This window comes from Actinomyces naeslundii, assembly GCF_001956585.1.
Taxonomy (GTDB): Bacteria; Actinomycetota; Actinomycetes; order Actinomycetales; family Actinomycetaceae; genus Actinomyces; species Actinomyces naeslundii.
The window spans coordinates 126,489-147,758 of the sequence record NZ_MSRR01000010.1 but is presented as its reverse complement, the minus strand read 5'-3'; the positions used below and the strand labels follow the sequence as shown (position 1 = coordinate 147,758).

At 70.9% G+C, this 21,270-nt stretch carries 18 protein-coding genes; 7 read left to right on the top strand and 11 right to left on the bottom strand.

Features of this window, described 5'->3' with window-relative positions:
• Positions 1-29: 29 nt before the first annotated feature.
• The 4 genes from BKH33_RS06235 to BKH33_RS06220 form a co-directional block, all read right to left on the bottom strand.
• Positions 30-887 carry a DUF817 domain-containing protein gene (locus tag BKH33_RS06235; protein ID WP_004564673.1) on the bottom strand — a complete coding sequence of 286 codons (858 nt, stop codon included), beginning with the start codon at positions 885-887 and terminating at the stop codon, positions 30-32.
• A 115-nt stretch (positions 888-1,002) separates the two neighbouring features.
• Positions 1,003-1,758 (bottom strand): hypothetical protein, encoded by a 756-nt coding sequence (locus BKH33_RS06230; RefSeq protein WP_004564666.1) that lies wholly within the window; start codon positions 1,756-1,758, stop codon positions 1,003-1,005.
• Position 1,759: 1 nt separating this feature from the next.
• A complete protein-coding gene (locus BKH33_RS06225; RefSeq protein WP_003784239.1) occupies positions 1,760-2,371 on the bottom strand; it encodes an NAD(P)H-dependent oxidoreductase in 612 nt (203 codons plus the stop codon).
• Positions 2,368-2,928, bottom strand: coding sequence for a TetR/AcrR family transcriptional regulator (locus BKH33_RS06220; protein WP_004564656.1), 561 nt, complete (start codon positions 2,926-2,928; stop codon positions 2,368-2,370). The genes BKH33_RS06225 and BKH33_RS06220 overlap by 4 nt, the downstream gene beginning before the upstream one ends.
• Before the next feature lie 952 nt (positions 2,929-3,880).
• Between BKH33_RS06220 and BKH33_RS06215 the strand changes: the two genes are divergently transcribed.
• Complete coding sequence (locus BKH33_RS06215; RefSeq protein ID WP_076142646.1) at positions 3,881-5,905, top strand: DUF885 domain-containing protein; 2,025 nt, start codon at positions 3,881-3,883, stop codon at positions 5,903-5,905.
• A 63-nt stretch (positions 5,906-5,968) separates the two neighbouring features.
• On the opposite strand, the gene BKH33_RS13585 is transcribed toward BKH33_RS06215, so the two are convergent.
• Positions 5,969-6,208 carry a hypothetical protein gene (locus BKH33_RS13585; protein WP_004564649.1) on the bottom strand — a complete coding sequence of 80 codons (240 nt, stop codon included), beginning with the start codon at positions 6,206-6,208 and terminating at the stop codon, positions 5,969-5,971.
• Between the two features lie 385 nt (positions 6,209-6,593).
• Between BKH33_RS13585 and BKH33_RS06210 the strand changes: the two genes are divergently transcribed.
• On the top strand, positions 6,594-7,478 hold the full coding sequence (locus BKH33_RS06210) for a glycosyltransferase family 2 protein (RefSeq protein WP_043539597.1): 885 nt from the start codon (positions 6,594-6,596) through the stop codon (positions 7,476-7,478).
• On the opposite strand, the gene BKH33_RS06205 is transcribed toward BKH33_RS06210, so the two are convergent.
• Positions 7,367-9,733, bottom strand: coding sequence for a hypothetical protein (locus tag BKH33_RS06205; RefSeq protein WP_232621536.1), 2,367 nt, complete (start codon positions 9,731-9,733; stop codon positions 7,367-7,369). The two genes, BKH33_RS06210 and BKH33_RS06205, sit on opposite strands and share 112 nt — an antisense overlap.
• A gap of 26 nt (positions 9,734-9,759) precedes the next feature.
• Positions 9,760-10,680 (bottom strand): fructosamine kinase family protein, encoded by a 921-nt coding sequence (locus BKH33_RS06200; RefSeq protein ID WP_076142645.1) that lies wholly within the window; start codon positions 10,678-10,680, stop codon positions 9,760-9,762.
• Positions 10,681-10,823: 143 nt separating this feature from the next.
• Here BKH33_RS06200 and pheA point away from each other — a divergent pair, with 143 nt between their 5' ends.
• Both pheA and BKH33_RS06190 read left to right on the top strand, forming a co-directional pair.
• Positions 10,824-11,768, top strand: coding sequence for a prephenate dehydratase (gene pheA / locus BKH33_RS06195; protein ID WP_076075174.1), 945 nt, complete (start codon positions 10,824-10,826; stop codon positions 11,766-11,768).
• Positions 11,769-11,980: 212 nt separating this feature from the next.
• Positions 11,981-12,538, top strand: a complete 558-nt coding sequence (locus BKH33_RS06190) for a low molecular weight protein-tyrosine-phosphatase (RefSeq protein WP_003782977.1) — start codon at positions 11,981-11,983, stop codon at positions 12,536-12,538.
• Positions 12,539-12,540: 2 nt separating this feature from the next.
• Here BKH33_RS06190 and BKH33_RS06185 read toward each other — a convergent pair whose 3' ends face one another.
• Positions 12,541-13,683 (bottom strand): alpha/beta hydrolase, encoded by a 1,143-nt coding sequence (locus tag BKH33_RS06185; protein WP_003782973.1) that lies wholly within the window; start codon positions 13,681-13,683, stop codon positions 12,541-12,543.
• Positions 13,684-13,936: 253 nt separating this feature from the next.
• On the opposite strand from BKH33_RS06185, the gene BKH33_RS06180 reads away from it, so the two are divergent.
• The 3 genes from BKH33_RS06180 to BKH33_RS06170 all read left to right on the top strand — a co-directional run bounded on the left by BKH33_RS06180 (position 13,937) and on the right by BKH33_RS06170 (position 16,738).
• The gene (locus BKH33_RS06180) at positions 13,937-15,034 is read left to right on the top strand and encodes a methionine ABC transporter ATP-binding protein (protein WP_050998513.1); all 1,098 of its coding nucleotides are present in this window, start codon (positions 13,937-13,939) and stop codon (positions 15,032-15,034) included.
• On the top strand, positions 15,031-15,747 hold the full coding sequence (locus BKH33_RS06175; RefSeq protein WP_003782981.1) for a methionine ABC transporter permease: 717 nt from the start codon (positions 15,031-15,033) through the stop codon (positions 15,745-15,747). The genes BKH33_RS06180 and BKH33_RS06175 overlap by 4 nt, the downstream gene beginning before the upstream one ends.
• Positions 15,748-15,874: 127 nt before the next feature.
• Positions 15,875-16,738 carry a MetQ/NlpA family ABC transporter substrate-binding protein gene (locus tag BKH33_RS06170; RefSeq protein WP_003782971.1) on the top strand — a complete coding sequence of 288 codons (864 nt, stop codon included), beginning with the start codon at positions 15,875-15,877 and terminating at the stop codon, positions 16,736-16,738.
• An 85-nt stretch (positions 16,739-16,823) separates the two neighbouring features.
• Here the strand turns inward: BKH33_RS06170 and BKH33_RS06165 are convergent, their stop codons facing one another.
• The 3 genes from BKH33_RS06165 to BKH33_RS06155 form a co-directional block, all read right to left on the bottom strand.
• Complete coding sequence (locus BKH33_RS06165) at positions 16,824-18,020, bottom strand: glycerate kinase family protein (RefSeq protein WP_076142644.1); 1,197 nt, start codon at positions 18,018-18,020, stop codon at positions 16,824-16,826.
• Positions 18,021-18,097: 77 nt separating this feature from the next.
• Positions 18,098-19,666 (bottom strand): SLC13 family permease, encoded by a 1,569-nt coding sequence (locus tag BKH33_RS06160; protein ID WP_003779979.1) that lies wholly within the window; start codon positions 19,664-19,666, stop codon positions 18,098-18,100.
• Positions 19,663-21,267, bottom strand: coding sequence for a sensor histidine kinase (locus BKH33_RS06155; protein WP_076142643.1), 1,605 nt, complete (start codon positions 21,265-21,267; stop codon positions 19,663-19,665). The genes BKH33_RS06160 and BKH33_RS06155 overlap by 4 nt, the downstream gene beginning before the upstream one ends.
• Positions 21,268-21,270 lie beyond the last annotated feature (3 nt).

The window sequence follows — 21,270 nt, the reverse complement described above, 5'->3', positions numbered from 1 at the left end:
GTTTGGTAGGCGGGGTCGGGGTACGCGGCTCAGGTCTCGGCGATGCGCAGACGCCGGCGCGTCACGCGCGGCAGGCCGCGTCCGTAGAGGGTGCCCTCCTTCGCCTTGACGGCGGCGACGAGCACGAAGCTGAGTGAGATGAGCAGCGCCCAGCTGCCGAACTTGCCTGCGTGCACCAGGTGCCAGCCGTCGGCCTGGTCGGGGTAGCGCCAGGCGCTCAGCGCCGTGGCCAGGTTCTCCGCCAGCCAGAGGAATCCCCCAATGAGGATGAAGGCCGCCGTCGTCGGCATCCAGTAGCGCTCCCCGCCGACAGTGAAGTGGACGGCGCTTCCCCACAGGGTGATGAGGAAACCGGCGGCGATGACCCAGCGCAGGTCGATGATGACGTGGTGAGTGAAGAAGTTGAGGTAGGCGGCCACGGCCAGCAGACTCACCGGCCACCACCGAAAGCCGCCCACGTGCAGGTCGAGGCGCCGGAAGGCCTGGCAGATGTAGGAGCCGACAGAGGCGTACATGAAGCCGGAGAAGACCGGCACCCCGCCGACACGCACCATCCCGGCGTCCGGATAGGCCCAGGAGCCGGTGTGTACCTTGAACACCTCCAGCGCCAGCCCGATGAGGTGGAAGGCGCAGATGACGCCGAGCTCGCGCCAGGTCTCCTGCTTCAGGGCCACGAAGGCGATCTGCACAACGACGACGTAGATCAGCAGGGCGTCGTAGCGGGCGATCGGCGGATCCGCATGGTTCCAGATCAGGGCACTGACCGCGAGCCCAACGAAGATGGCGATGGCGAAGGCGCAGCAGGCCAGTTCCAGGAGGGCGAACTGGACCAGGCGGCGGGGGAGCAGACGCCACCGGCTCAGCGGAAGGCGCGCGGTGTCAGGCACGACCGAAGTATGCCGCACCTTGATGTCGCCCTGGCGGACGAGAGCCCTGTAACCCCCGAGGCCCGCCGCGCCAGGGCCGGCATCTCCTGCCAGGTCAACCTCTGACCAGTTCCCATCACTGCCGGATCGAGCGCAGTGCTCGCTTGATGATCCGTTCAGTGGCCGGGGTGGGCGACTCCTCCTGCCAGCGCTCGCAGAGCCCAATGGCCCAGGTGGGCTGTGTCTTGGAGGCGTCGTGTACCCAGTTCGCCACTGAGTCCTGCACGTAGCGGGAGGAGTCGGCACGCAGCGGCTCGAGTAACGGAAGGCCCCGCTCGGGCTCCTCCTTGAGCGCGGGGATGTGCCGTGCCCACACACCGCGTGGACGTAGCGCCTCACTGGCGAAGCGCCGAATGCGCTCCGAGGGCCCTGAGGTCCATGGCTGCAGCGCGCGTATCGCCTCGTCGAGTTGGGGTGCCAAGTGCGGACGCACCGCCATCCATGACCACTCGCGCACTCCGAAGTGCGGATCATCCGCGGCCGGTCTTGCCAGGGTTAACAGCGTGTCGACGTCGGCGTCCTTCTCCTGGGAGACCAGGGCGAAGACTGCCCAGCCCCGGACGGTGTCAGCCGGGTGGTCGGCGAGGTCCAGGCAGGCAGAGCGGCCAAGGTGTGCATGCAGTGCTTCTCCCATGGCCTGCATGCGAGCCAGGATGCCGAGTGAGTCGGCGTGCTTGGCCGCTTCAACCAGCTCCTCGGGTGCATCTGGCACTACCTGCGTCAGAAGTGCGGAGTGGGTGATGGCCAGGATCTCCGCCAGTGTTCGGGACTCGTCTCGTCCCGAGTTCAGGTCGGCTTGGCGCTCTGCGGCGATACTCGCAGTGGGGCTCATGTCACCTCACTGCGAGGCGGGCCACGCGCTTGAGGTGCTTCTTGTGCTGGCCTCGGCCGGCCTTGCCCACCTTGCCGAAGTTGACCCACGACCGTCCGTGCATGCCCAGCTGCTTGAGGGCGGCGCCCAGGAACACCGAGCCGACGTAGTTGCCGCAGAACCGGCGCAGGTACCAGGTGGGGGAGGTCGAGGTGGTGAGCACCAGGACCTGCTGGATGTGGCCGAGGTGGCCCTTCACCCCCGAGGACGTCGCGTGGTACGCCCAGCGCTGCTTCATGATCTTGTCCACGAAGCCCTTGACGATGGCGGGAACGTCACTCCACCAGATCGGGCAGATGAAGATAATGCGCGAGGCTCCTTCGATGAGCTTCTGGTAGTGGCTCACCAGCGGGTCCAGCGTGCCGCCCTCGCTGAACAGGGCCAGCTCCTCGGCGGTGTAGCGCGGGTCGAAGCCATCGGCGTAGAGGTCGACGACGTCGTAGGGCCGGCCGGCCTTGTCCAGGGCGGAGGTGGCGGCCTCGAGCACGGCGTGGTTGAAGGAGCCGTCGTAGGGGTGGGCGTAGACGATGAGGGTGCGGTCGCCCGTTGTCTTGAGGGTGTTCTTGGCGGTCATGAGTTGTCTCCAATCGTGACGATGGCGCGCAGGGCTGCGCGGATGAAGGTGGCGTCAGCGTCGGTGGCGCCGGCGGCGATGAGCTGGGTGTAGCCCTGAAGGCAGGACCACACCAGGAGGTGAAGCGGTTCCGGCTCGGTTCCTCGCTGCGCGGCCAGGCGCTCCGCCTCGCCATGGGTCAGTGCCAGCAGCGGGTGCTCCTCCGGGCGGTCGAGCGCGGCGATGGCCGCGGGGCTGACCTGATTGAACTCGAAGAGTCGCGGGTGCTCGGCGGCCAGGTCCACCAGGAGGGAGCCGATGCCGACGAGCGACTCGATCGGATCTTCCTGGATCAGGAGGACGGCGCGCTCGCCCAGCGAGGTGGACAGCTGGCGCGCCGCAGCCTCGAAGAGGCTGGTCTTGGACGGGAAGTGCTTGTAGCAGGCGGGCGTGGTCACCTGACAGGCACGTGCCACACCGCCCAGCGTCACCTCGCTCCAGCCGTGGGTCTCGATGAGGTCCAGGGTGGTGTCGATGAGTCGCTGACGGGTGTCCGTGCTGCGCCGGTCTATCTTCACACTAGATAGGTTAACTCAGTTAACCTATCTGTCAAGGTGGGGCTGAGATATCGGGGGTGTCGGGGTGCCAGCAGGTCGGGGTCTTTGACTCCCGAGACAGTGGCAATGGGCGTACCCCTTCGGCGACGTGCTCACGCAGCCCCGGCGCCCAGTCGGGCTGCCCATCTGCGTTGCAGGTGTCATGACAGAAACCCCTAGAAGTCATGAGGCGCCACGGTCCGACTGTCGCTGTCAACCCTGAACGACCAGCATGTGGTCGGTGCGGGATCTGAGGGGTGGCGCTCAGAGGGTGGGTGAACCTCTTGTTAACGTTACCAACCGCGGTAGCGCAACGACGTCGGCGAGCTTCCGAGAGTGCTTCTGACCTGCGCGGATATCGGTATGGGTGAACCTCGGGGGTCAGGACCTTGACACTGCTGGCGCAGCGACCTTGAATCATCTCAAGTCCATCACAGAACGACGAACGCCTGGCCGGGCCATCCCGGTCTGTCCGGTACGAAGGGAGCACTGATGACGCGCACCGCTTGCGGCTCCGCACCGCGGTCGATGCTGATGCGCATCAGCCTTCTGCGCTCCTGCCGGCAGGTCAGCTGGCGCCATCGATGCCCCTCGACCGCTACTCGGTGATCATCTGAATCACCTGCTGACCATCTGCCGACGCCTTCGGGTGTCTGGCCGGCCGGAGGGCTCCTGCTCTCCACATTTGCTGCCGGGGGATCCGCTCGGGCTCGTCGTTGAGTCTCGTCAGTCGGACTCCAGATCAGCGTCAGTTCCCAACGGCGCCCGCCGCCCTCGGGTAGGCCGGGGCCACCCCCACTCATGCAATCTTGTTCGCCGTTAGATCCGCGACGCCTATGGACCTTTGTTCTGGTTCCTGGCACCCTGGTGAAACGGCAGCGTCGCCGCCGGGCCCGCCCGCCATGCGGCGAGTGAAGCGAAAGGCCTGTTTGTCATGACTACCGACCCCGTGAACCGACACCACATCGACACAACCGTTCCCTCCGCCGATTCTCATGAGCAGGACACCCGGACCGGGACGGCTGACATCACCCCTGCGCCGGTCTCCAGCCCGGTGAGCACCGGACCTCCCGACCGTCCACCGGTCTATCCGCAGCACCCGAACTCGGGAACCTGGCATCCCGTCAGCGCCTCCGGTACTCCCGTGAGCGTGCGCGAGGTGGAGGCGGCGGCCTCCACGGCCCCCGCCGCGCATACCTCCGCCCATGCCGCCTCTCGCTCCTCTGTGCACTCGCCCTCGGAGACCGCCGCTGCCGGCGTTGTTCTACGTGATCTGGCCGATGAGTACGCCCTGCTCCTGTGCTCCTACGATCCCGAGGCGGCCGCCCGTACCGGCATGCCTGGCGGGGCCATTCTGCCCGACTACTCGCCTGCGGGCCTGGCCGAGCGTCTCAACGCCGAGCGCTCCCTGCGCCACCGCGTGGCTGCTGTCGATCGTTCCACTGGCCCCGACGAGCTCTTGCGCCGCCACCTCCTGGAGCGCCTGGAGACCTCCATCCAGTTCATCTCCGCCGGGGAGGAGGGCGGGAACCTCGGGTTCCTCTCATCGCCCTTCCAGCGGATCGCCCGCCAGCTGCACCGGCCCCCCGAGGCCCCTGACCGCGTCGGCTCCGAGGAGGCTGATCTCGCTGAGGCTGAGGCCAAGTGGGAGGACGCCTGGGACCTGCACCGCACCCGGCTCGAGGCGCTGCCTGCGGCCCTGGAGGGGCTGGCCGCCTCCTTGGCCGCCTCCGCCGAGGCCGGCGCCATCGCGCCGCGCAGCCAGGTCGACGTCGTTGCCGGACAGGCGCGCGACCTCGCCAGCCGTCGCACCCGGGCCCTGCCCGAGGACCTGCCGGCCACCCTGCACGTCCAGCTGCAGGAGGCCGACGTCGCCGCCCGCCGCGCCGCCCTGGACTTCGCCTCGCACCTGCGTACCACGTTCTCACCGCGTGCGCCGCAGGCCGAGGGCATCGGTCCGCAGCGCCACGCGCTGTGGATGCGACGCATCCTCGGGACCCGGGTGGACCCCGAGGAGACCTACACCTGGGCCACCGGGGAGCTGGAGCGGGTCATCGCCGAGCAGGACGCTATTGCCGTCGACATCCTCGGCCCCGGTGCTGACGCCGATGACCTCAACCGGCACCTGCGCGCCGACCCGACTCGCGCCCTGAGCCCCGGGGACTACGCAACCTGGGCGCAGGAGGTGGCCGATGAGGCCTGGGACGCCGTCGTCGGTCGGGTCCTTGATCCTCCCGACGGCCTGGGCCGTCCGTGGGTGCGCCTGGGTGAGCCCGGAGCCGGTGCGGTCCACTACGAGGAGCCGCGCGGAACCGGTGGGGAGCGACGGCCCGGCATGGTCCTGCGGTCGCTGTCCGACGGCGAACGGCTCGTGTGGCCATGGATGGAGCGGACCACGGTCCTGCACGAGTCGGTCCCCGGGCACCACGTCCATGTCGGCGCGCACGCCACCAGCACCCGGCTGACCGCCTGGCAGCGCTACCTGGGCTCTGTGCCCGGCTGTGACGAGGGCTGGGGCCTGTACGCCGAGTCCCTCGCCGACGAACTCGGGCTCATGCCCACTCCTGAGGACCGCTTTGGCCGCCTGGCAGCACGCCGCTGGCGCCTGGCCCGGGTACTGGTGGATCTGGGCGTGCACTCCCGGCTGCCCGTGCCCGACGACGTCGCGGTTCTTCCCGGTGCGAGCCGGGAGTGGAACCGAGCCACCGTGACCGCCGTGCTGCGCCACCACACCGTGATCTCCGAGGGGCGCCTGCGCTTCGAGGTCTCGAGGCATCTGGGGTGGCCGGCCCAGCCGCTGGCCTACGCGGTCGGCGAGCGGGTCTGGCAGGCCGGCCGGCACAGCGCCCAGGCGCAGGCCCGTGCCGAGGGTGGTGAGCTGGATCTGCGGGCATTCCACAACCGGGGCATCGACCTGGGCAGCGTGGGGCTCGATCTGCTCGCAAGCGCCTTGCACTGACGTGCACGGAGGACGCAGAGGGGATGCGGGGCCCGGTCGTTCGTCGGCCGGGCCTCGGGCTTCTCAGGGGCTGCCGCTCTGGCCGGGACGTGCTCGCTGCCCGGACTCGGGAACCAGGACCCGGCCGGGAACAAGAGTGCTGCCACCTGCACGAACGCCTGTGGCTGAGACGCGCAGACGCGCAGCAGCGCTGACGGGGCGTGCGGAGGCCAAGGCGTGCCGGGGCGGCAGGGGGACGTCGCCCCGGCACACGGAAAGACGCGTGATGCGTCGGAGGAACCCGGCGCCGTTGACGGGCTCCATGCCCTCACTGTGCCACGAAAAGGGGGATGACATGCCGAAACAGGAAACTCTAGCGCTTCAATCAGGGAGTGTGCTGCTTTGCAGCAAGATTTGTTGGTTTCTCCGGGGACCGTTGTCCCATGATGAAGGTTTGTCACAAAATCACTGAAGAAGGCCTGAGTGAGGGGATGTGCCTCGCCTGCGTCCACAGGCTCTCGGCGTGTCGCGTCTGGAGGTGAGGGAGGCACGTGGGCCGCTGCCGACGCGGGTCCGGTGGGCGGACGCCTCGAGAGCTCGCACTAAATCGTGCAAAATCAGCGAACTTGACAGGCATCACAAAATTGTTGCCCGACAACCGGCCGCTCAGGAGTCGGCCAGAGGCCGTGAGTCTGGATACCCTGGTGGTGTGAGTCCCACCAAGCGCCCCGACCAGCGCGTTGCCGTGGTCATCCCCGCCAAGGACGAGGCCGAGCGCATCGCCACCACTGTTCGGGCCTGCCGCTCCATCCCACGGGTGGACCTCGTCATCGTCGTCGACGACGGCTCGACCGATGGGACCCAGGACCATGCCCGCGCCGCCGGCGCCGTCACGGTGCGCCACTCCGTCTCGCGTGGGAAGGCCTCCGCCATGGAGACCGGGGCGTCCGTCGTCGGGATGCGCGACTATGTCGACGGGCCCGCCCGATTGCTGCTGTTCGTCGACGCCGACCTGGGGGACTCGGCCGCCTCCTGCGCCGAGCTGGTTCCCCCGGTCGTCGACGGCGTTGCCGACATGTCCATCGCGGTTCCCCCCAAGCAGACCGGGGCCGGTGGGCGCGGCCGGGTCGTGCGCGCCGCCAGGCGGGCCATCTCACTGGCTACCGGGTGGTTGCCGGTGGCGCCGCTGTCGGGTCAGCGATGTCTGAGCCGCGAGGCCTACGAGAAGGCGGTACCCCTGGCCGACGGCTGGGGGGTCGAGGTCGGCCTGACGATCGACGTCCTCGTGGCCGGGCTCGCCGTCATCGAGGTCCCCTGCGACATCACCCACCGCGTCACCGGCAATGACCGAGCCGGCACGATGCACCGGGCATCCCAGTACAAGGACGTTCTACGGGCTATCACCCGGCGCAAGCTGCGCCGCCACCGTGTCCAGCGGAGCGTCTTCGAGAAGGCCGCCGCCGCCCAGGACCACTTCTTCGCCTACCGCGCCGTGCCGCTTCCTCCTGCGTCCGACGACGACGTCGAGTCCGACGAGAAGCCGCACGATGCCAATGGCTCGCCGGCTGCTGCCTCGGAGACGGCCGACGGCTGACGCGCCGAATCGCTCCCGGTCAGTGCCAGCGCCAACAGGGCCGGGGCGGCCACCGCCAGGATGAAGCCCGCCATCGTGACGCCTGAGTCGTTGACCAGGACGGATACGGTCGTCAGCACCCCCAATGACCTCAGCGCCGTCGTCACCCATTGCGCGGACGGGGGCGTTCCGTGCGTTGGCGGACCGGATTCCTGCTCCCCAACGCGCAGAATGTCCCCGTGGGCGGTGGGGGCGAGCCAGGCGTAGGGGCTGGTTCCGGCGCGCCAGGCCCGCACCTGGCGCCGCAACCACCACAGGGCTGCGGCCACGAGGGCCACCATGCAAGCCAGGGCTATCGCCGCGACCGGCTTCGTGATGAAGGGGCCGACCAGTGCGTACGCCTTGCGTCCCAGCACGCCCACGGCGGAGCCGTCCGCCACCTGACGGGCGAAGCGCCCCAGATGCGTAGGGCCGCCAGGTCGAAGCAGGTCGACGACGGCGAAACCTCCCACCACCAGGAGCGTCGTCGTCCCGATGGCCAGCCAGCGCCGCCAGCTCAGGCGCAGGCCCGCCAGGCCCGTGCCGAGGAGGGCCAACGTCGGCACCAGGGTCAGGGCCCCGCCCACGTCAGCTCCCAGCTGGGGGGCGCCGTCAACGATGAGGGCCGCGCCGCCCAGCAGACAAGTGAGAATCAGTGCGGTTCGGCGGCCACGGCCCAGCCGATTCCAGGCGGCGGCGATGATGGTGACGAGCGCCCCGGCCGCCAGAGCGAAGGCCGTGTTCGAGACCCCGTAGAAGCGCCCCGCCACCACTGCGTTCATGCCCAGCGGGTTGTTGAAGGCCAGGTCCGCGCCCGCCGCTGCGTCGACCAGCCAGGTCAGAGGGATCGTCGCCGTGACCAGCAGGGCCACGAGACCGGCACGGGTTCCCCGCCGCCGCTGCACCAGCATCGCGATCCCGGCGGCCAGGCCCACGACACAGACGGCGACCAGCGCGGCTGCGGCTAAGGCGGAGACCGGCGCCCAGGCCGAGGGGTAGCCGTCCCGGGTCCCCACGCGCCACCACGGGGCGGCGTTGACCAGCAGCAGCGCCGGCGGCAGGGCGCTGAGGCCGATGGCGGCCCAGGTGACCCGCCGCCGGACCGCTGGGCGCCGCCCCGGCTCCGGGGTGCGCAGCGCGATGGCCGCCCAGACCAGGAGCGTCACGGCCAGCCCCACGAGCAGGGTGCTGGCCGGGATGACGGTGCGCTGTGAGGCGCGGGCGTGCAGGGCGTCGTCGGCGAGCTGAGAGATGCGGGCGTCGTCGGGCGCGGCGGCGCCCTTGGCCGGGGTGAGCGTGCTGCTGGCGGGCAGGTCCAGGGCCTGGCCGTCGAAGGCCGGGGCGCTGCGGCCGGCCAGGGCGGTGGTGAGGGTGGGGGTGAGGTCGGTCAGCTGAGCCAGGCCGGGGCGGTGCGTCGAGGTCCCCACGACGAACCCGCTGGAGGTGCCGCGCGCGCTCGCTGTGCCTGCGGGCAGGACCGCCATCTGGGGGCCGGGGTCCTCGTCGTCGGCCAGGGAGGCGATGACGATGCGGGTGCCGGGGGACGCCTGCTCCTGGGCCTGGCGCAGGGCATCGTCCAGGGCGGTGATCCGGTCGGTGTCGGTGGAGGCGTCCCGAGCGGTGTCGACGATGGTGAGGTCGGCGCCGGCGGACAGGGCCTCGGGCAGGGAGGGTGCCAAGGAGACGGATGGGCTCGGCGGGCTCCCCGGTGCTCCCATGGCGAGCTGGGTCTCGGGGCCGACGGTCTGGATCGAGACGTCATTCCCGAGCGTCCGTACCAGGGGGGTGTCGTCGGGGACGGCGGTGGTGGGACCGGCGCAGGAATCGGCCGGTTTGAGGGCGCTTGCGCGCGTGCCCCGGCCCAGGGTGAGCCAGCCGTCGGCAGAGCAGGTGCGGTCCGCCGGGGTGCGCACGGACAGGTTCATCGGCTCATTGGCCGAGGCGAAGGACAGTAGGTGGGCGGCGGACGAGTCGACACGATCCGAGTCGGCATGGTCGCCTGCGCGGTGACGGGCGGCTCGGGCCTGGATATCCGCCCAGGTGAGGTTGTTGGTACCCAGGACGACGACCGGTGCCGGACGCGAGGACGATGCGGTGCCAGGCGCTGACGCCGTTGGAACCGCGGCGGCGGCCAGTGCCGATCCCACCATGGTCAGGATCATGCCGATGATCACCAGCAGCACGAGGACGTACACGACCGCGCGCACCAGGCGCTGTTGACGTCGTCGAGGTCTCACCCGACCAGCCTACGGGGCGCCGCCACTCACAGGTACTGGCGGGCCACGGCGACCGCCTCACCGCCATAGCCGCCGCCGAAGAGGAAGGCATGAATCATGATGATGTGCCATGAGTGGAGACCCACCCGCTCGCGCCAGCCCGCCGCCAGCGGCGAGACCTCGTGGTAGGCCGCGTAGATCCGGTCCAGGTAGCGCTGCCCGAACACACCCAGGGCCGCCAGGTCGGTCTCGGCGTGCGCGCCCTGCGCCATGGGATCGATGAGCACTCCGACCACCGTGGCCCGGCTCGCCGAGCCTCCCGCGAGAGCCTCCCCGGAGGATGACGCCTGCGGCCCGAGCCCCGCCCGCGGCGGCGCCCACTGCGCGGCCTCGTCGGCCGGAGTCCACAGGACGTTGCCGCACCACAGGTCCCCGTGCGTGCGGGCCACCGCGACCCGCGCGCCGCGCTCGCGGGCACCGGCGCGTACCAGGGCCGGCTGGTCGGTGTCGAAGTCGCCGTCGCGCAGACGCTCGCACAGCCGCTCGATGACGCGGGCCCCGCCGACGCTGATCGAGCCGTTGTCCCGACTGGGCTGCAGATAGGGCAGGATCCGGTCCTCGGCGTAGAACTCGCCCCAGCGGCGCGGCTCGCCCTCCTCGGCTGCGTGCGGTTGCAGCCGGATGTCCGATCGGCCCATCTGCGCCCGGCAGTCCCATCCGGGAGGCGCCGCCCCGAAGGCCGGGGCGCCCGCAGCGTGGGTGACGGCCAGCGCCCGGCCGAAGGCCTCCGCCCCGGCCGGCGTCACGCTGGTTGTCGTCAGCCGCGGCTCCTCCAGCCAGCCCGGTCCACTGGTCACCGGCACCACGTGTGCACCGCCGTCGGCCATCGCCTCGGCGAGCCAGGCCAGGCCCTGGGCCTCCAGGGCGGTGGAGACCGGGCCGTCATCGTGCTTGCGGAAAACGCTCATGGCCCCAGCCTGCCAGGCCCGGCACGGCTGCGGGAGGGGCGCGGAACCTCCGTGCCGGGCCGATGCCGCCGCGGCGCCCTCGTGTCGTCCCGCGGAGCAGCCCGGTTCCGGCCGACCGGCCCGGACCTGGCTACCCTGTGCCCATGACTGCTCCCGCCCCGCTCTGGTCCTTCCTGGGACCCGCCGGCACCTTCACCGAGATGGCGCTGCGCCAGGTCGCTCCCGTCAACGTCGAGCTCGACCCCTGCCCGGACGTGCCCACGGCCCTGGACCACCTGCGCGAGCGCACGGCGGAGGCCGCCGTCGTTCCCATCGAGAACTCCGTCGAGGGCGGGGTCAACGCCACGCTGGACAACCTCGTGGTCTCCACGCCCCTGGTCATCGCCGCGGAGGTGGCCGTGCCGATCACCTTCGTCCTGGCCGGCCGCGCCGGCACCCGCCTGGAGGACGTGCGCGCCATCTCCACCCACCCGCACGCCTGGGCGCAGTGCCGCGGCTGGGTCCACCAGAACCTGCCCGAGGCCGTCTACGTGGCCGGGACCTCCACCTCGGCGCCGGCCCGCGCGCTGGCCGCCTCCGACGAGGACACCGGTTTCCAGGCCGTCCTGTGCAACCCGCTGGCCGCCCAGGAGTACGGGCTGGAGGTCATCGCCGGGGGCGTGGCGGACAACCCCGACGCTGTCACCCGCTTCGTCAAGGTGACCCGGCCCGGCCGCGTGGGTGAGCCGACCGGTGCCGACAAGACCACCCTCCTCGTCCAGCTCCCCCACGACCGCTCCGGGGCGCTGCTGGACATGCTCGAGCAGTTCAGCGCCCGCGGCGTCAACCTCTCGCGCATCGAGTCCCGCCCCGTGGGCGACTCCCTGGGGCGCTACCGCTTCTCCATCGACGTCGAGGGGCACGTGCGCGAGGAGCGGGTCCAGGCGGCCCTCATCGGGTTGCACCGCACCTGCCCGATGGTGCGCTTCCTGGGCTCCTACCCGCGGTTGGACGCCCGCCCGACGGCGGTCCTGGCCGGCACCAGCGACAAGGACTTCGTCGTGGCCCGCTCCTGGGTCGCCGACGTCCTCGACGGCCGCGCGCTGTAGCCGGGGTCCGCGCAGCCCCCCGGCCGCAAGAGAGTGCCGGTGGACAGGCACCGGGGGAGTGCGCAAGGCTCGGGGACGTGAGCTCCTCCGACGCCAGCACCGGGACAAGCGCCGCTGCCTCCGCCTCTTCCACCTCGCCCGCCGCCGGCTCAGTCGCCCCGGCGCCGGCCTCACTGCCCCGCCCCCGTGGCACCGGGGCCTACCGCGTCATCATGGTGTGCACCGGCAATATCTGCCGCTCCGCCATGGCCGAGGTCGTCCTGCGCGACCGCCTCGCCGCCGCGGGGAGTCACATGCGCGAGCCCGACGGCGTGGTCGTCACCTCCGCGGGCGTCTCCGACGAGGAGCGCGGCAACCCCATCGACTCCCGGGCCCGCCGCGTCCTGGCCGAGGCCGGCTACGGCACCGGCGCCGACGACGTCTCGCGAGCCACGGATATCGTCATCTCCTCCCACTCCGCCCACCGCATCACCGACGCCGAGATCGCCGAGGCCGACCTCCTGCTGGCCATGACCGACTCGCACTGGAACGTCCTCCAGCGCCGCGCCGCCGCCCTGGAGGTCGACCCCTCCCGAATCCGCATGTACCGCGAGCTCGACCCCACCGCCGCCCGGCAGGCCGGGGCCGTCGTCGCCGGTCGGGCCTCCCGCAGCGCCCTCAACGTGCCCGACCCCTGGTACGGGACCATGGCCGACTTCGTCGACACCCTCGAGGTCGTCGAACGCGTCAGTGACGAACTCGTTGACGAGCTCGCTGCGCTCCTCGGCTGAGCTCAGTGCAGGCGGTTGTCCAGCCAGTGCATGACGGCCTGGAGGTACTCAGCGCGCGCCAGCGGCCCGGACAGGGCCAGGTCGTGGACGCCGTCGGGAATCTGGCGGACGGTCACGTCATCGCCCAGGTACTGCGAACGGTCGATGATCTGCTCCACGTCGAGGACCACGTCGGAGCGCTGGGCCTCCTCCAGACTCGCCTTCGCGCCGCCGCTGACCGTTGAGCAGCACACGAGGATCGGCACCCGGATGCCCAGTCCGTGGTGGACCTCGCGCTGCAGACGCCGGATCCCCGCCAGGAACCCGGCCCGCACCGGGAAGGACGGCGCCGGCTTGAGTGCCAGGTCCCAGTCCCACTCCCCACGCCAGCGCCGGTGCAGGGCGGCCACGTAGTTGTCCTCCTCGCCGCTGCCGGGCTCACCGATGACGCGCTCGGGGTCGCGCCGCGAGAGGAGGTCCACGAACGCCGACCCGTAGGAGCGGACCAGCGCCGAGCCGCGCAGGTCCAGCCAGGGGGAGTTGAGAACCACCGCGTCCACGGTCCCGGGGTGATCGGCCGCCCAGATGACCGCCTGCAGCCCGCCGGTCGAGTGCCCGTTGAGGACGACGACGTCGTGCCCGTGCTCGGAGCGGATGATGCGCAGCGCCTCGGAGATCTCCTCGTCGTGAACGCGCAGGTCGCGCACGTCGTGCGGGGAGGCGAGCCCGACGCCGGCGCGCCCACAGGCCCGCAGGTCCAGTGCGTAGAACTCGAAGCCGGCGTCGAGGTAGGCCTGCGCCAGGTGGGTCTGGAAGAAGTAGTCGCTGCGCCCGTGCAGGTAGAGGACCGCGCGCGAGTGACGCGGCCGGCTGGCCCGACCGGCCGCCTCGCGCTGGTGGACGAGTACGGCGTGATCGGCGCCGGGCGCCTTCGTGGGCGACTCGGTCACCGGGATGCGGCGCGCCACCCACGGCTCGCCAAGGATGTCGGGTGTGATCACGTCATCGGAGCTGCCGGAGACGTCCGTGGCCCTGGGGGCGGCGCTCGCAGTGGCGAGGGAGTCCGGGGCCGTCGCCTCGGCAGGGTCGGCGGGCCCGGCCTGGGGTGGCTCGGTGGGCGGCTCCGGCTTCGGCTCGGGGGAGGTCTGATCTGTGGGCGCGCTCATAGGCAAATCCAAACATGCCGCCCTGTGCGGTGCGAGCAGCGTCGCCGATACGCAACCTGGGAATAACCAGGGTGTTACCGAAACATGTGAGGAGAGGTGGCTGGGGTGAGTCTCTACCGGCTTCTGCCGGCGTGACCTGGGTCCCTTGACGGCGCCTCTGCTTGCGCAGCCGACGAGACGCTGCGTAAGTTATTTCGTGGCCATCTAGAGCAACCGAGAGACCTGGCTCGACGACATTGCAGCAACCCCCTTCATGGTGCGGGTGCTTCCGCCAGGAACGATGGAGGACTACGTGAGCACAAGCGATCAGTCGACCGCCGATTCTGACCGGCATGAGGAGGGCGGCTCCTCTGACGCCCCCATGATCTCCCTGCGCGACGTCCACAAGGTCTACCGTCTGCGCAGCGGCAAGGAGGTGCGGGCCCTGGACGGGCTCAGCCTCGACGTCGCCCCCGGCTCCATCCACGGCATCGTCGGCACCTCCGGTGCCGGCAAGTCCACGCTCGTGCGCTGCCTGACCTCCCTGGAGCGCCCCACCAGCGGCCAGGTGAGTGTCGATGGCCAGGACATGACCGCCCTGTCGGCCGGTCAGCTGCGCGAGGCCCGACGCCGCATCGGCATGGTCTTCCAGCACGCCAACCTCCTCGACCAGCGCACCACGGCTCAGAACATCGCCTACCCGCTGGCGCTCGCGGGCGTGCCGGGCGGACAGCGCCGCCCGATCGTGGAGCGCATGCTCGACCTCGTGGGCCTGGCCGACCGCGGCGCCTCCTACCCCTCCCAGCTCTCCGGCGGTCAGAAGCAGCGCGTCGGCATCGCCCGGGCGCTGGCCGACGACCCTGCCGTCCTCCTGTGCGACGAGCCCACCTCCGCCCTGGACCCGGAGACCACCCGCTCCATCCTCGACCTCATCAAGAACGTCCGCGACACCCTGGGCCTGACCGTCATCATCATCACCCACGAGATGAGCGTGGTCCGCCAGGTCTGCGACTCCGTCAGCCTGCTCGAGGCCGGCAGGATCGTCGAGAGCGGACGCCTGGAGGACATCGTGCTCGACGTCGACTCCCGGCTCTCACGCGAGATCGTGCCCTTCCCGAAGGTGCCCGAGGCCGCCGTCGCCCACGGAGAGAGCGTCATCGACGTCTCCATCACCGCCCACCCGGGCCAGCCGGCCGCCGTCGCCCTCATGTCCATGGTGGCCGAGCTCGGCGGAGACATCGCCGCCGGCGTCTTCGAGACGATCGGTCAGGCCCAGATCGGGCGCCTGGCCGTCACCGTTCCCGGGTCCGACACCGAACAGGCCGTGAGCACCCTGCGTCAGGCCGGTATTGCTGCGGAGGTCCGCTCATGAACTCGATTCTCCTTCCGCTGACCCACGCCGCCGCCCTGCCGAGCAGCCGCACCTGGTTCGACAACCCGGCCATTCAGAACAAGCTCGGCGACGCCCTCGTTGAGACCCTGGCGATGACCTTCGTCTCCGGGGCTGTGACGGTCATCCTCGGCCTCCTGCTGGGGCTCGCCCTGGTCTCCACCGGCAAGCGGGGCCAGTTCCGCAACCCCGGTCTGTACTGGGTGCTCTCCCAGATCGTCAACATCGGGCGCTCCATGCCCTTCATCATCCTCATGGTGGCCCTCATCCCGGTCACGCGGATGCTCGTGGGCACCTCCCTGGGGTGGCAGGCCGCCTGTGTGCCGCTGACGATCGGCGCGATCCCCTTCTACGCGCGCCTGGTGGAGACGGCCATCAACGACGTCGACCACGGCAAGGTCGAGGCCGCCCTCATGATGGGGGCCTCCGGTCGGCAGATCACCTGGGGCGTCCTCGTGCGCGAGGCCCTGCCGATCCTCATCCAGTCGGCCACCGTCACCATCATCACCCTCCTGGGCTACTCCGCCATGGCCGGCGCCGTCGGCGGCGGCGGCGTGGGTGACCTCGCCATCCAGTACGGGTACCAGCGCAACCAGGTGGACGTCATGGTCATCACCGTGGTGGTCATCGTCGTCATCGTCGGCATCATCCAGCTCGTCGGCGACATGCTCAGCCGGCTGGTGAACCACCGCTGAGGCGATCACCAGCCGGGTAAGCGCGCTGAGCCGTCCAGAGCCGGTCGGCTGCGTCGTCGGCCCAGCACTGTCAAGCCTTTCCTCTCTCCCGTCATTGGGGCCGTCCGGCCCCGCGAAAGGAACCACCATGTCCTCCTCCATCTCCCGGCGTACCGTCATCGCCGGCGGCCTGGCCACCGCCGCCGCCCTCACCCTGGTCGCCTGCGGCTCCAAGTCCGGCAAGAACGGCGACGTCCAGGGCATCAAGGTCGACGGCAACACCGCCACGATCACCATCGGCGCCACTCCCAAGCCCCACGTCGAGATCCTCCAGTGGGTTCAGGACAACCTCACCAAGGGCTCCGGCATCAAGCTGGACATCAAGGAGATCAACGACTACCAGACCCCCAACTCCTCGCTTGAGGACGGCTCGCTGGCCGCCAACTTCTACCAGACCCCCAACTTCCTGGCCCAGCAGAACAAGGAGAAGGGCTACGACTTCGTCTCCATCGCCGACGTCCACATCGAGCCCATGGGCATCTACACCTCGAAGGGCTACAAGGACGTCAAGGAGATCAAGGAGGGCGGCACGATCGTCCTCAACAACGACCCGGCCAACACGGCCCGTGGCCTCAAGCTCCTGGCCCAGGCCGGGCTCATCGAGCTGGACAAGGCCGCCGAGCTGCCCAGCGACACCGACGTGACCTCCAACCCGAAGAAGCTCAAGTTCACCACGGTCGACGGCGCCCAGGTCTACAAGTCGATGCCGGACGCCGAGGCCGCGGTCATCAACGGCAACTACGCCATCGATGCCGGGCTCAACCCCAAGAAGGACGCGCTCGTCCTGGAGAAGGGCGGCAAGGACTCCGAGTACCCCAACCAGCTCGTCGTTCGTAAGGACGACAAGGACAACGAGCACCTCAAGAAGCTCGCCAAGCTCCTCAACGACGAAAAGCTGCGTGAGTACATCAACAAGACCTGGCCCGACGGGGCCGTCGTCGCGGCGTTCTGAGGTTGGATACAACCGGGGCCGGTCGTGGTTGGTCGAGAGGCCGACCGCGACCGGCCCTTCTCCTCTCTCGGGCGTCTCAGACGCCTCAGGCGGCGATGGCCGCGCCCAGGAGGATGAGGCGCAGTGCCCGCTCGGTGGCGTCGGTGACGAGCTCGTCGGCCCGGGAGACGGCCTCGGGCAGGTCCATGGGGACCGGGATGATGCCCATGACGGCGTCGATCCCGGCGGCGTGGACGGCCTCGGAGCCGCGGCCGATCGAGCCGGCCAGTGCGATGACCGGCTTGCCTGCCGCCTTGGCCCGGCGCCCCACCTCGGCGGGGATCTTGCCGCGCGGTGTCTGGAAGTCGACGGCGCCCTCGGCGGTGATGACCAGGTCGGCTCGGGCGATCTGGGCGTCGAGATCGACCCCGCACAGGTCGGCGTCCATGAGGACGTCGAAGCGCGAGCACAGCCTGGCCCCCAGCCCCGCAGCGAGCCCGGCCCCCAGGCCGCCCGAGGCGCCGGTCCCGGGGCCGGTGAGCAGGTCGCGGTGGGCCGCCTGGGCGGGGAAGGCCTCGGCGAGGAGCTCGGCCCAGTGGACCAGGCCCGCCTCGAGCGCCTCCACCTGCTTCGGGCTCGCCCCCTTCTGCGGCCCGAAGACACGGGACACGCCCCGCTCACCGGTGAGGAGGTTGTGCATGTTGCCGGCCACGAGGACCTCGACGTCGCGTAGTCGGGGGTCCATGCCGGAGGTCTCGATCCGCTGGACCCGGGCCAGGTTGGAGCCGATCGGGTCGATCTCATGGCCGTCTGCGTCCAGGAGCCGGGCGCCCAGGGCGACGAGTGCGCCGGCCCCGCCGTCGCAGGTCCCCGAGTCGCCGCAGCCGATGATGATGCGCCGGGCCCCGCCGTCGAGCGCCACCGAGATGAGCTCGCCGACGCCGGTCGTCGTCGTGGCGCCGGGGTCGCGCATCCCGGCGGGCACCAGGCGCAGGCCGGCCGCCGCGGCCATCTCCACCAACCAGGTCCCCTGGGCCGAGCCGCCCAGGCGGGCCAGGTAGGAGTCGACCGGCTCGCCGACGGGGCCGGTGACGCGGGTGGTGACGAGGTCGCCGCCGGTGGCTCGGGCCATCGTGGCCGCCGAGCCCTCACCACCGTCGACCAGGGGCAGCTCGACGACGACGGCGCCGGGCAGGAGACGGCGCACCCCGGCGGCCACGGCCTGGCACACCCCTTCGGGGGACAGGCTCTCCTTGAAGCCGGAGGGGGCGACGAGAATGCGGGTGGGAACGGATGTGGGCATGATCTTCCTCCAGGATTGCAGTGTTCGAGGGGTTCTCAGGGGGTAGGGCGGGCGCCGAGGCGTAGTGGCGAGCGGCCTCACCAGCTCAGGCCCAGCAGCGGCCACAGCCAGGCGCTGCACGCCATGACCAGGGCCACCATGAGGGGCCCGAGGAGCAGCGACAGGCGCCGCAGGTCGTTGGGGGAGAAGGTCTCCATGCCCTCGATGTCGGAGAACATGGCCACGGGCTTGGCCGAGGACGGCAGCGTGTGGCAGAAGCCGGCGGCGGCGGTCGAGGCGAAGGCGGCCGCGGCCGGGTTGACGCCCACCGCCGGGGCCAGGGCCACGACGATCGGGATGAGGACGGCCGAGCGGGCCGAGCGGGACTGGATGACCAGGTGCGAGGCCGTCGAGAGCGCCACAACGACCAGCATGAAGGGCCAGGGCGAGTCGATCCGCAGGGCGTTGAAGGCCGAGGTCGCCACCCACTTCGCGGCGCCGGTGGACACCAGCGCGTCGCCCATGGCGAGAGTGGCCGCCATGAAGACCAGCAGCGACCAGGGCGCCTTGGCCAGGGCCTTGCGCAGCGCCACCGAGCCGTAGCCGGGCAGCGAGGTCACCAGGACCCCCAGGAGGGCCACGATGGCCGGGTCGACGCCGTGCAGGGCCTCGGTGCACCACAGCACCACCACCGTGCCGACGAGCATGGCGGCCCGGTTCTCGGCCTGGGTCAGGGGACCGGTAACCGGGGTCGGGGAGGCCTCCGCGAGGTCGGCGATGTCAACGCGTACCCGACGGCGCATGTCCTCCTTGCGGGTGAACAGCCGCACGATGAGCTCGGTGGACAGGTGGCTGGACAGGGCCGCCAGGGGCAGGCCCAGCAGCAGCCATCCGGCGAAGGAGAACTCCTGCCCTCCCGCTGAGGCCACGATGTGGGAGGTCACCAGGTGGGCGCCCGCTCCCAGGAAGGAGCCGACCGCGGACAGCAGGATGACGGTGGGGAAGATGAGCGACAGGGCGTGAACGAGCCGCTTGCGGGAGGCCACCAGGGCGTCGTCGCCCGATCCGGTGCGCAGCGCGCCGGCCAGGGCCGTGTAGACCGGCAGCAGCAGAGCCGCCCGCCCCGAGGTGGAGGGGGCTGCGAAGACCGTGGCGACGATCGCCGCGGTCACCAGGTGGACCAGGACGCGGGGGTGGTCCGTGCCGGTCACCAGCCAGGCCGCCAGGCGGCCGGTCAGGCCCGAGGCGCTCACCCCGACGGCGATGACGAAGGCCGCCACCAGCAGCCAGATCGTGTCGTCTCCGAGGCTGGCGAACATCTCGTCCGGACTCAGGGCGCCGGTGAGGACCAGGGCGGTGGCGGCGCCCAGGGAGATGTAGGTGTCGTCCACGCTCGTGAAGGCCCAGGCCCACACCGAGGCGATGAAGATGATCAGGGTGAGTGCTCCGGTGACCGACAGGCTCCCCTCGCCGCCGCCCGCGCGCCAGGCGGCCACCCCGACCGCCGCGCACAGGCTCGCGGCGAGGACGGCGGAGACGATGCGTCGCCACGGCAGGCGCCGGGTCGGGGCCGGCTCGTCATGCCGAGCCAGGGAGAGTGGCAGGGTCTCGCGCACGGTGGGCGTGTCGGTCTCGAAGGAGCCGGTGGCGGCAGTCGCGGTGGTCATGAGCCGGCCTCCTCTCCCGAGGCGCCGTGTGCGCGCTCATCGTGGGCGACCGCCGGCTCACCGGTGGTCACCTGAGGTGCCGTGGCCGCCGAGGTGCGTGAGGAGGGGGCGGTGGCCGGGGAGGCGACGACGGCGGGGTCGGGGTCCGAGGAGAGGTTCCAGGAGCTGTCGGCCGGGATGCGCAGGCCGACAGTGGCCCCCTGGCCCGAGGCGGAGACGGCGAAGACGGTGCCGTCGTGGGCGTCGGCGATGGCCCGCACGATGGCCAGGCCCAGCCCGCTCCCGCGCGGCTTGCCGTCGGCCTCGCCGTGCGTGAAGCGCTCGAAGAGCCAGTCGACGTCGTCGTCGGCCAGTCCCGGACCCTCATCGGTCACGGAGATCTCCAGCCCGCTGCGGCCGTAGCCATCGGTGCCGGGGGCGATGGTGAGGGTCAGGGGGCCGTCGCCGTGCTGCAGCCCGTTGCGGGCGAGGTGGCCGGTGGCCTGACGCATGCGTTCGACATCGAGCGTGGCCGTGCCGCGGGCCCTGAGGTCGAACTTCCAGCGGCCCGGGGCCATGGCCTCGACGTCGTCGAGCAGGGTGCGGGCCAGCTCGGTGACCTCGACGTCGGGGGCGGGGTGGGCGAAGTCGCGCCGTTCGGCCTGGGTGAGGGACTGGAGGTCGTCGAGGACCCGTTGCAGCTCGGCGATCTGGGTGCGTTGCTGGAGGACGGTGCGGGTGGCCGGCTGGCTGGCCAGGCGCGCGTCCATGACGGCCAGGGGGCCGGAGATCTCCTGGTGGGCGCGCAGGACGAACTGGGTCTGGCCGTCGAAGGCCTCCTGGAGGCGGTCCAGCATGCCGTTGAACTCCTCGGTCAGGCCGGCGATGTCGTCGCGGCCCTTGACGGGCAGGCGGCGGTTGAGGTCCTGGGTGGAGACGGAGGCGGCCGCGGTGCGCAGGTCGCGCAGGGGCCGCAGGATCTGGCGAGCCACGAGCAGCCCGACGACTCCGGTGAGGACCAGGACCGCCGCGCTGATGCCGACCATGAGCCAGATCGTGGCGTTGAGCTGGTCCACGCGCGAGGCGGTGAAGCTCATGGTGATGACGGACAGGTGCTGGGAGGGATCGTCGGGCTCGAGCTCGACCCGGGCCCAGCGGACCTCCCCGCTGCCGTAGCTGGTGGCGCCCGACGGCGACTGCAGCATCTTCACGAACAGGGGGTCCGTGCTGGTCAGGTCCAGGGTCGGGGCGGAGGCGCCGGAGGCCTGGGTGGCCTTGCCGGTGGCGTGGTTGTAGACGATGACGGCCTCCCGGTCGGTGAGCTGCTGGCCGTCCCGGTAGACCTCCATGAGGCGGGTGGTGGAGGTGAAGGGCTGGGAGGTGCGCGGGTCGACGCCGGTGGAGGCGAAGTTCTGCAGCTCCTTGACCTCATGGGTGACGTCGGTGTTGGCGGAGCGCGAGATGTCCGCCATGAGGGTGGAGCGCACCGAGACGATCATGCTGGTCAGCCCCAGGGCGACGACGAACAGCATCCAGGCGACGATGCGCAGCCGTGCGGGCACCGAGGGGCCGGAGACCGGGGCGGTGGCCGGCGGGGGAGGAGATGAGGGGACGGTGGTCATCGG

Bases quoted from the DNA above. Each gene is read 5' to 3' on its own strand.
- BKH33_RS06230 (WP_004564666.1), bottom strand. From the start codon at position 1,758: ATGAGCCCCACTGCGAGTATCGCCGCAGAGCGCCAAGCCGACCTGAAC.
- BKH33_RS06225 (WP_003784239.1), bottom strand. From the start codon at position 2,371: ATGACCGCCAAGAACACCCTCAAGACAACGGGCGACCGCACCCTCATC.
- BKH33_RS06215 (WP_076142646.1), top strand. From the start codon at position 3,881: ATGACTACCGACCCCGTGAACCGACACCACATCGACACAACCGTTCCC.
- BKH33_RS13585 (WP_004564649.1), bottom strand. From the start codon at position 6,208: ATGGAGCCCGTCAACGGCGCCGGGTTCCTCCGACGCATCACGCGTCTT.
- BKH33_RS06200 (WP_076142645.1), bottom strand. From the start codon at position 10,680: ATGAGCGTTTTCCGCAAGCACGATGACGGCCCGGTCTCCACCGCCCTG.
- pheA (WP_076075174.1), top strand. From the start codon at position 10,824: ATGACTGCTCCCGCCCCGCTCTGGTCCTTCCTGGGACCCGCCGGCACC.
- BKH33_RS06190 (WP_003782977.1), top strand. From the start codon at position 11,981: ATGGTGTGCACCGGCAATATCTGCCGCTCCGCCATGGCCGAGGTCGTC.
- BKH33_RS06185 (WP_003782973.1), bottom strand. From the start codon at position 13,683: ATGAGCGCGCCCACAGATCAGACCTCCCCCGAGCCGAAGCCGGAGCCG.
- BKH33_RS06180 (WP_050998513.1), top strand. From the start codon at position 13,937: ATGGTGCGGGTGCTTCCGCCAGGAACGATGGAGGACTACGTGAGCACA.
- BKH33_RS06175 (WP_003782981.1), top strand. From the start codon at position 15,031: ATGAACTCGATTCTCCTTCCGCTGACCCACGCCGCCGCCCTGCCGAGC.
- BKH33_RS06170 (WP_003782971.1), top strand. From the start codon at position 15,875: ATGTCCTCCTCCATCTCCCGGCGTACCGTCATCGCCGGCGGCCTGGCC.
- BKH33_RS06165 (WP_076142644.1), bottom strand. From the start codon at position 18,020: ATGCCCACATCCGTTCCCACCCGCATTCTCGTCGCCCCCTCCGGCTTC.
- BKH33_RS06160 (WP_003779979.1), bottom strand. From the start codon at position 19,666: ATGACCACCGCGACTGCCGCCACCGGCTCCTTCGAGACCGACACGCCC.
- BKH33_RS06155 (WP_076142643.1), bottom strand. From the start codon at position 21,267: ATGACCACCGTCCCCTCATCTCCTCCCCCGCCGGCCACCGCCCCGGTC.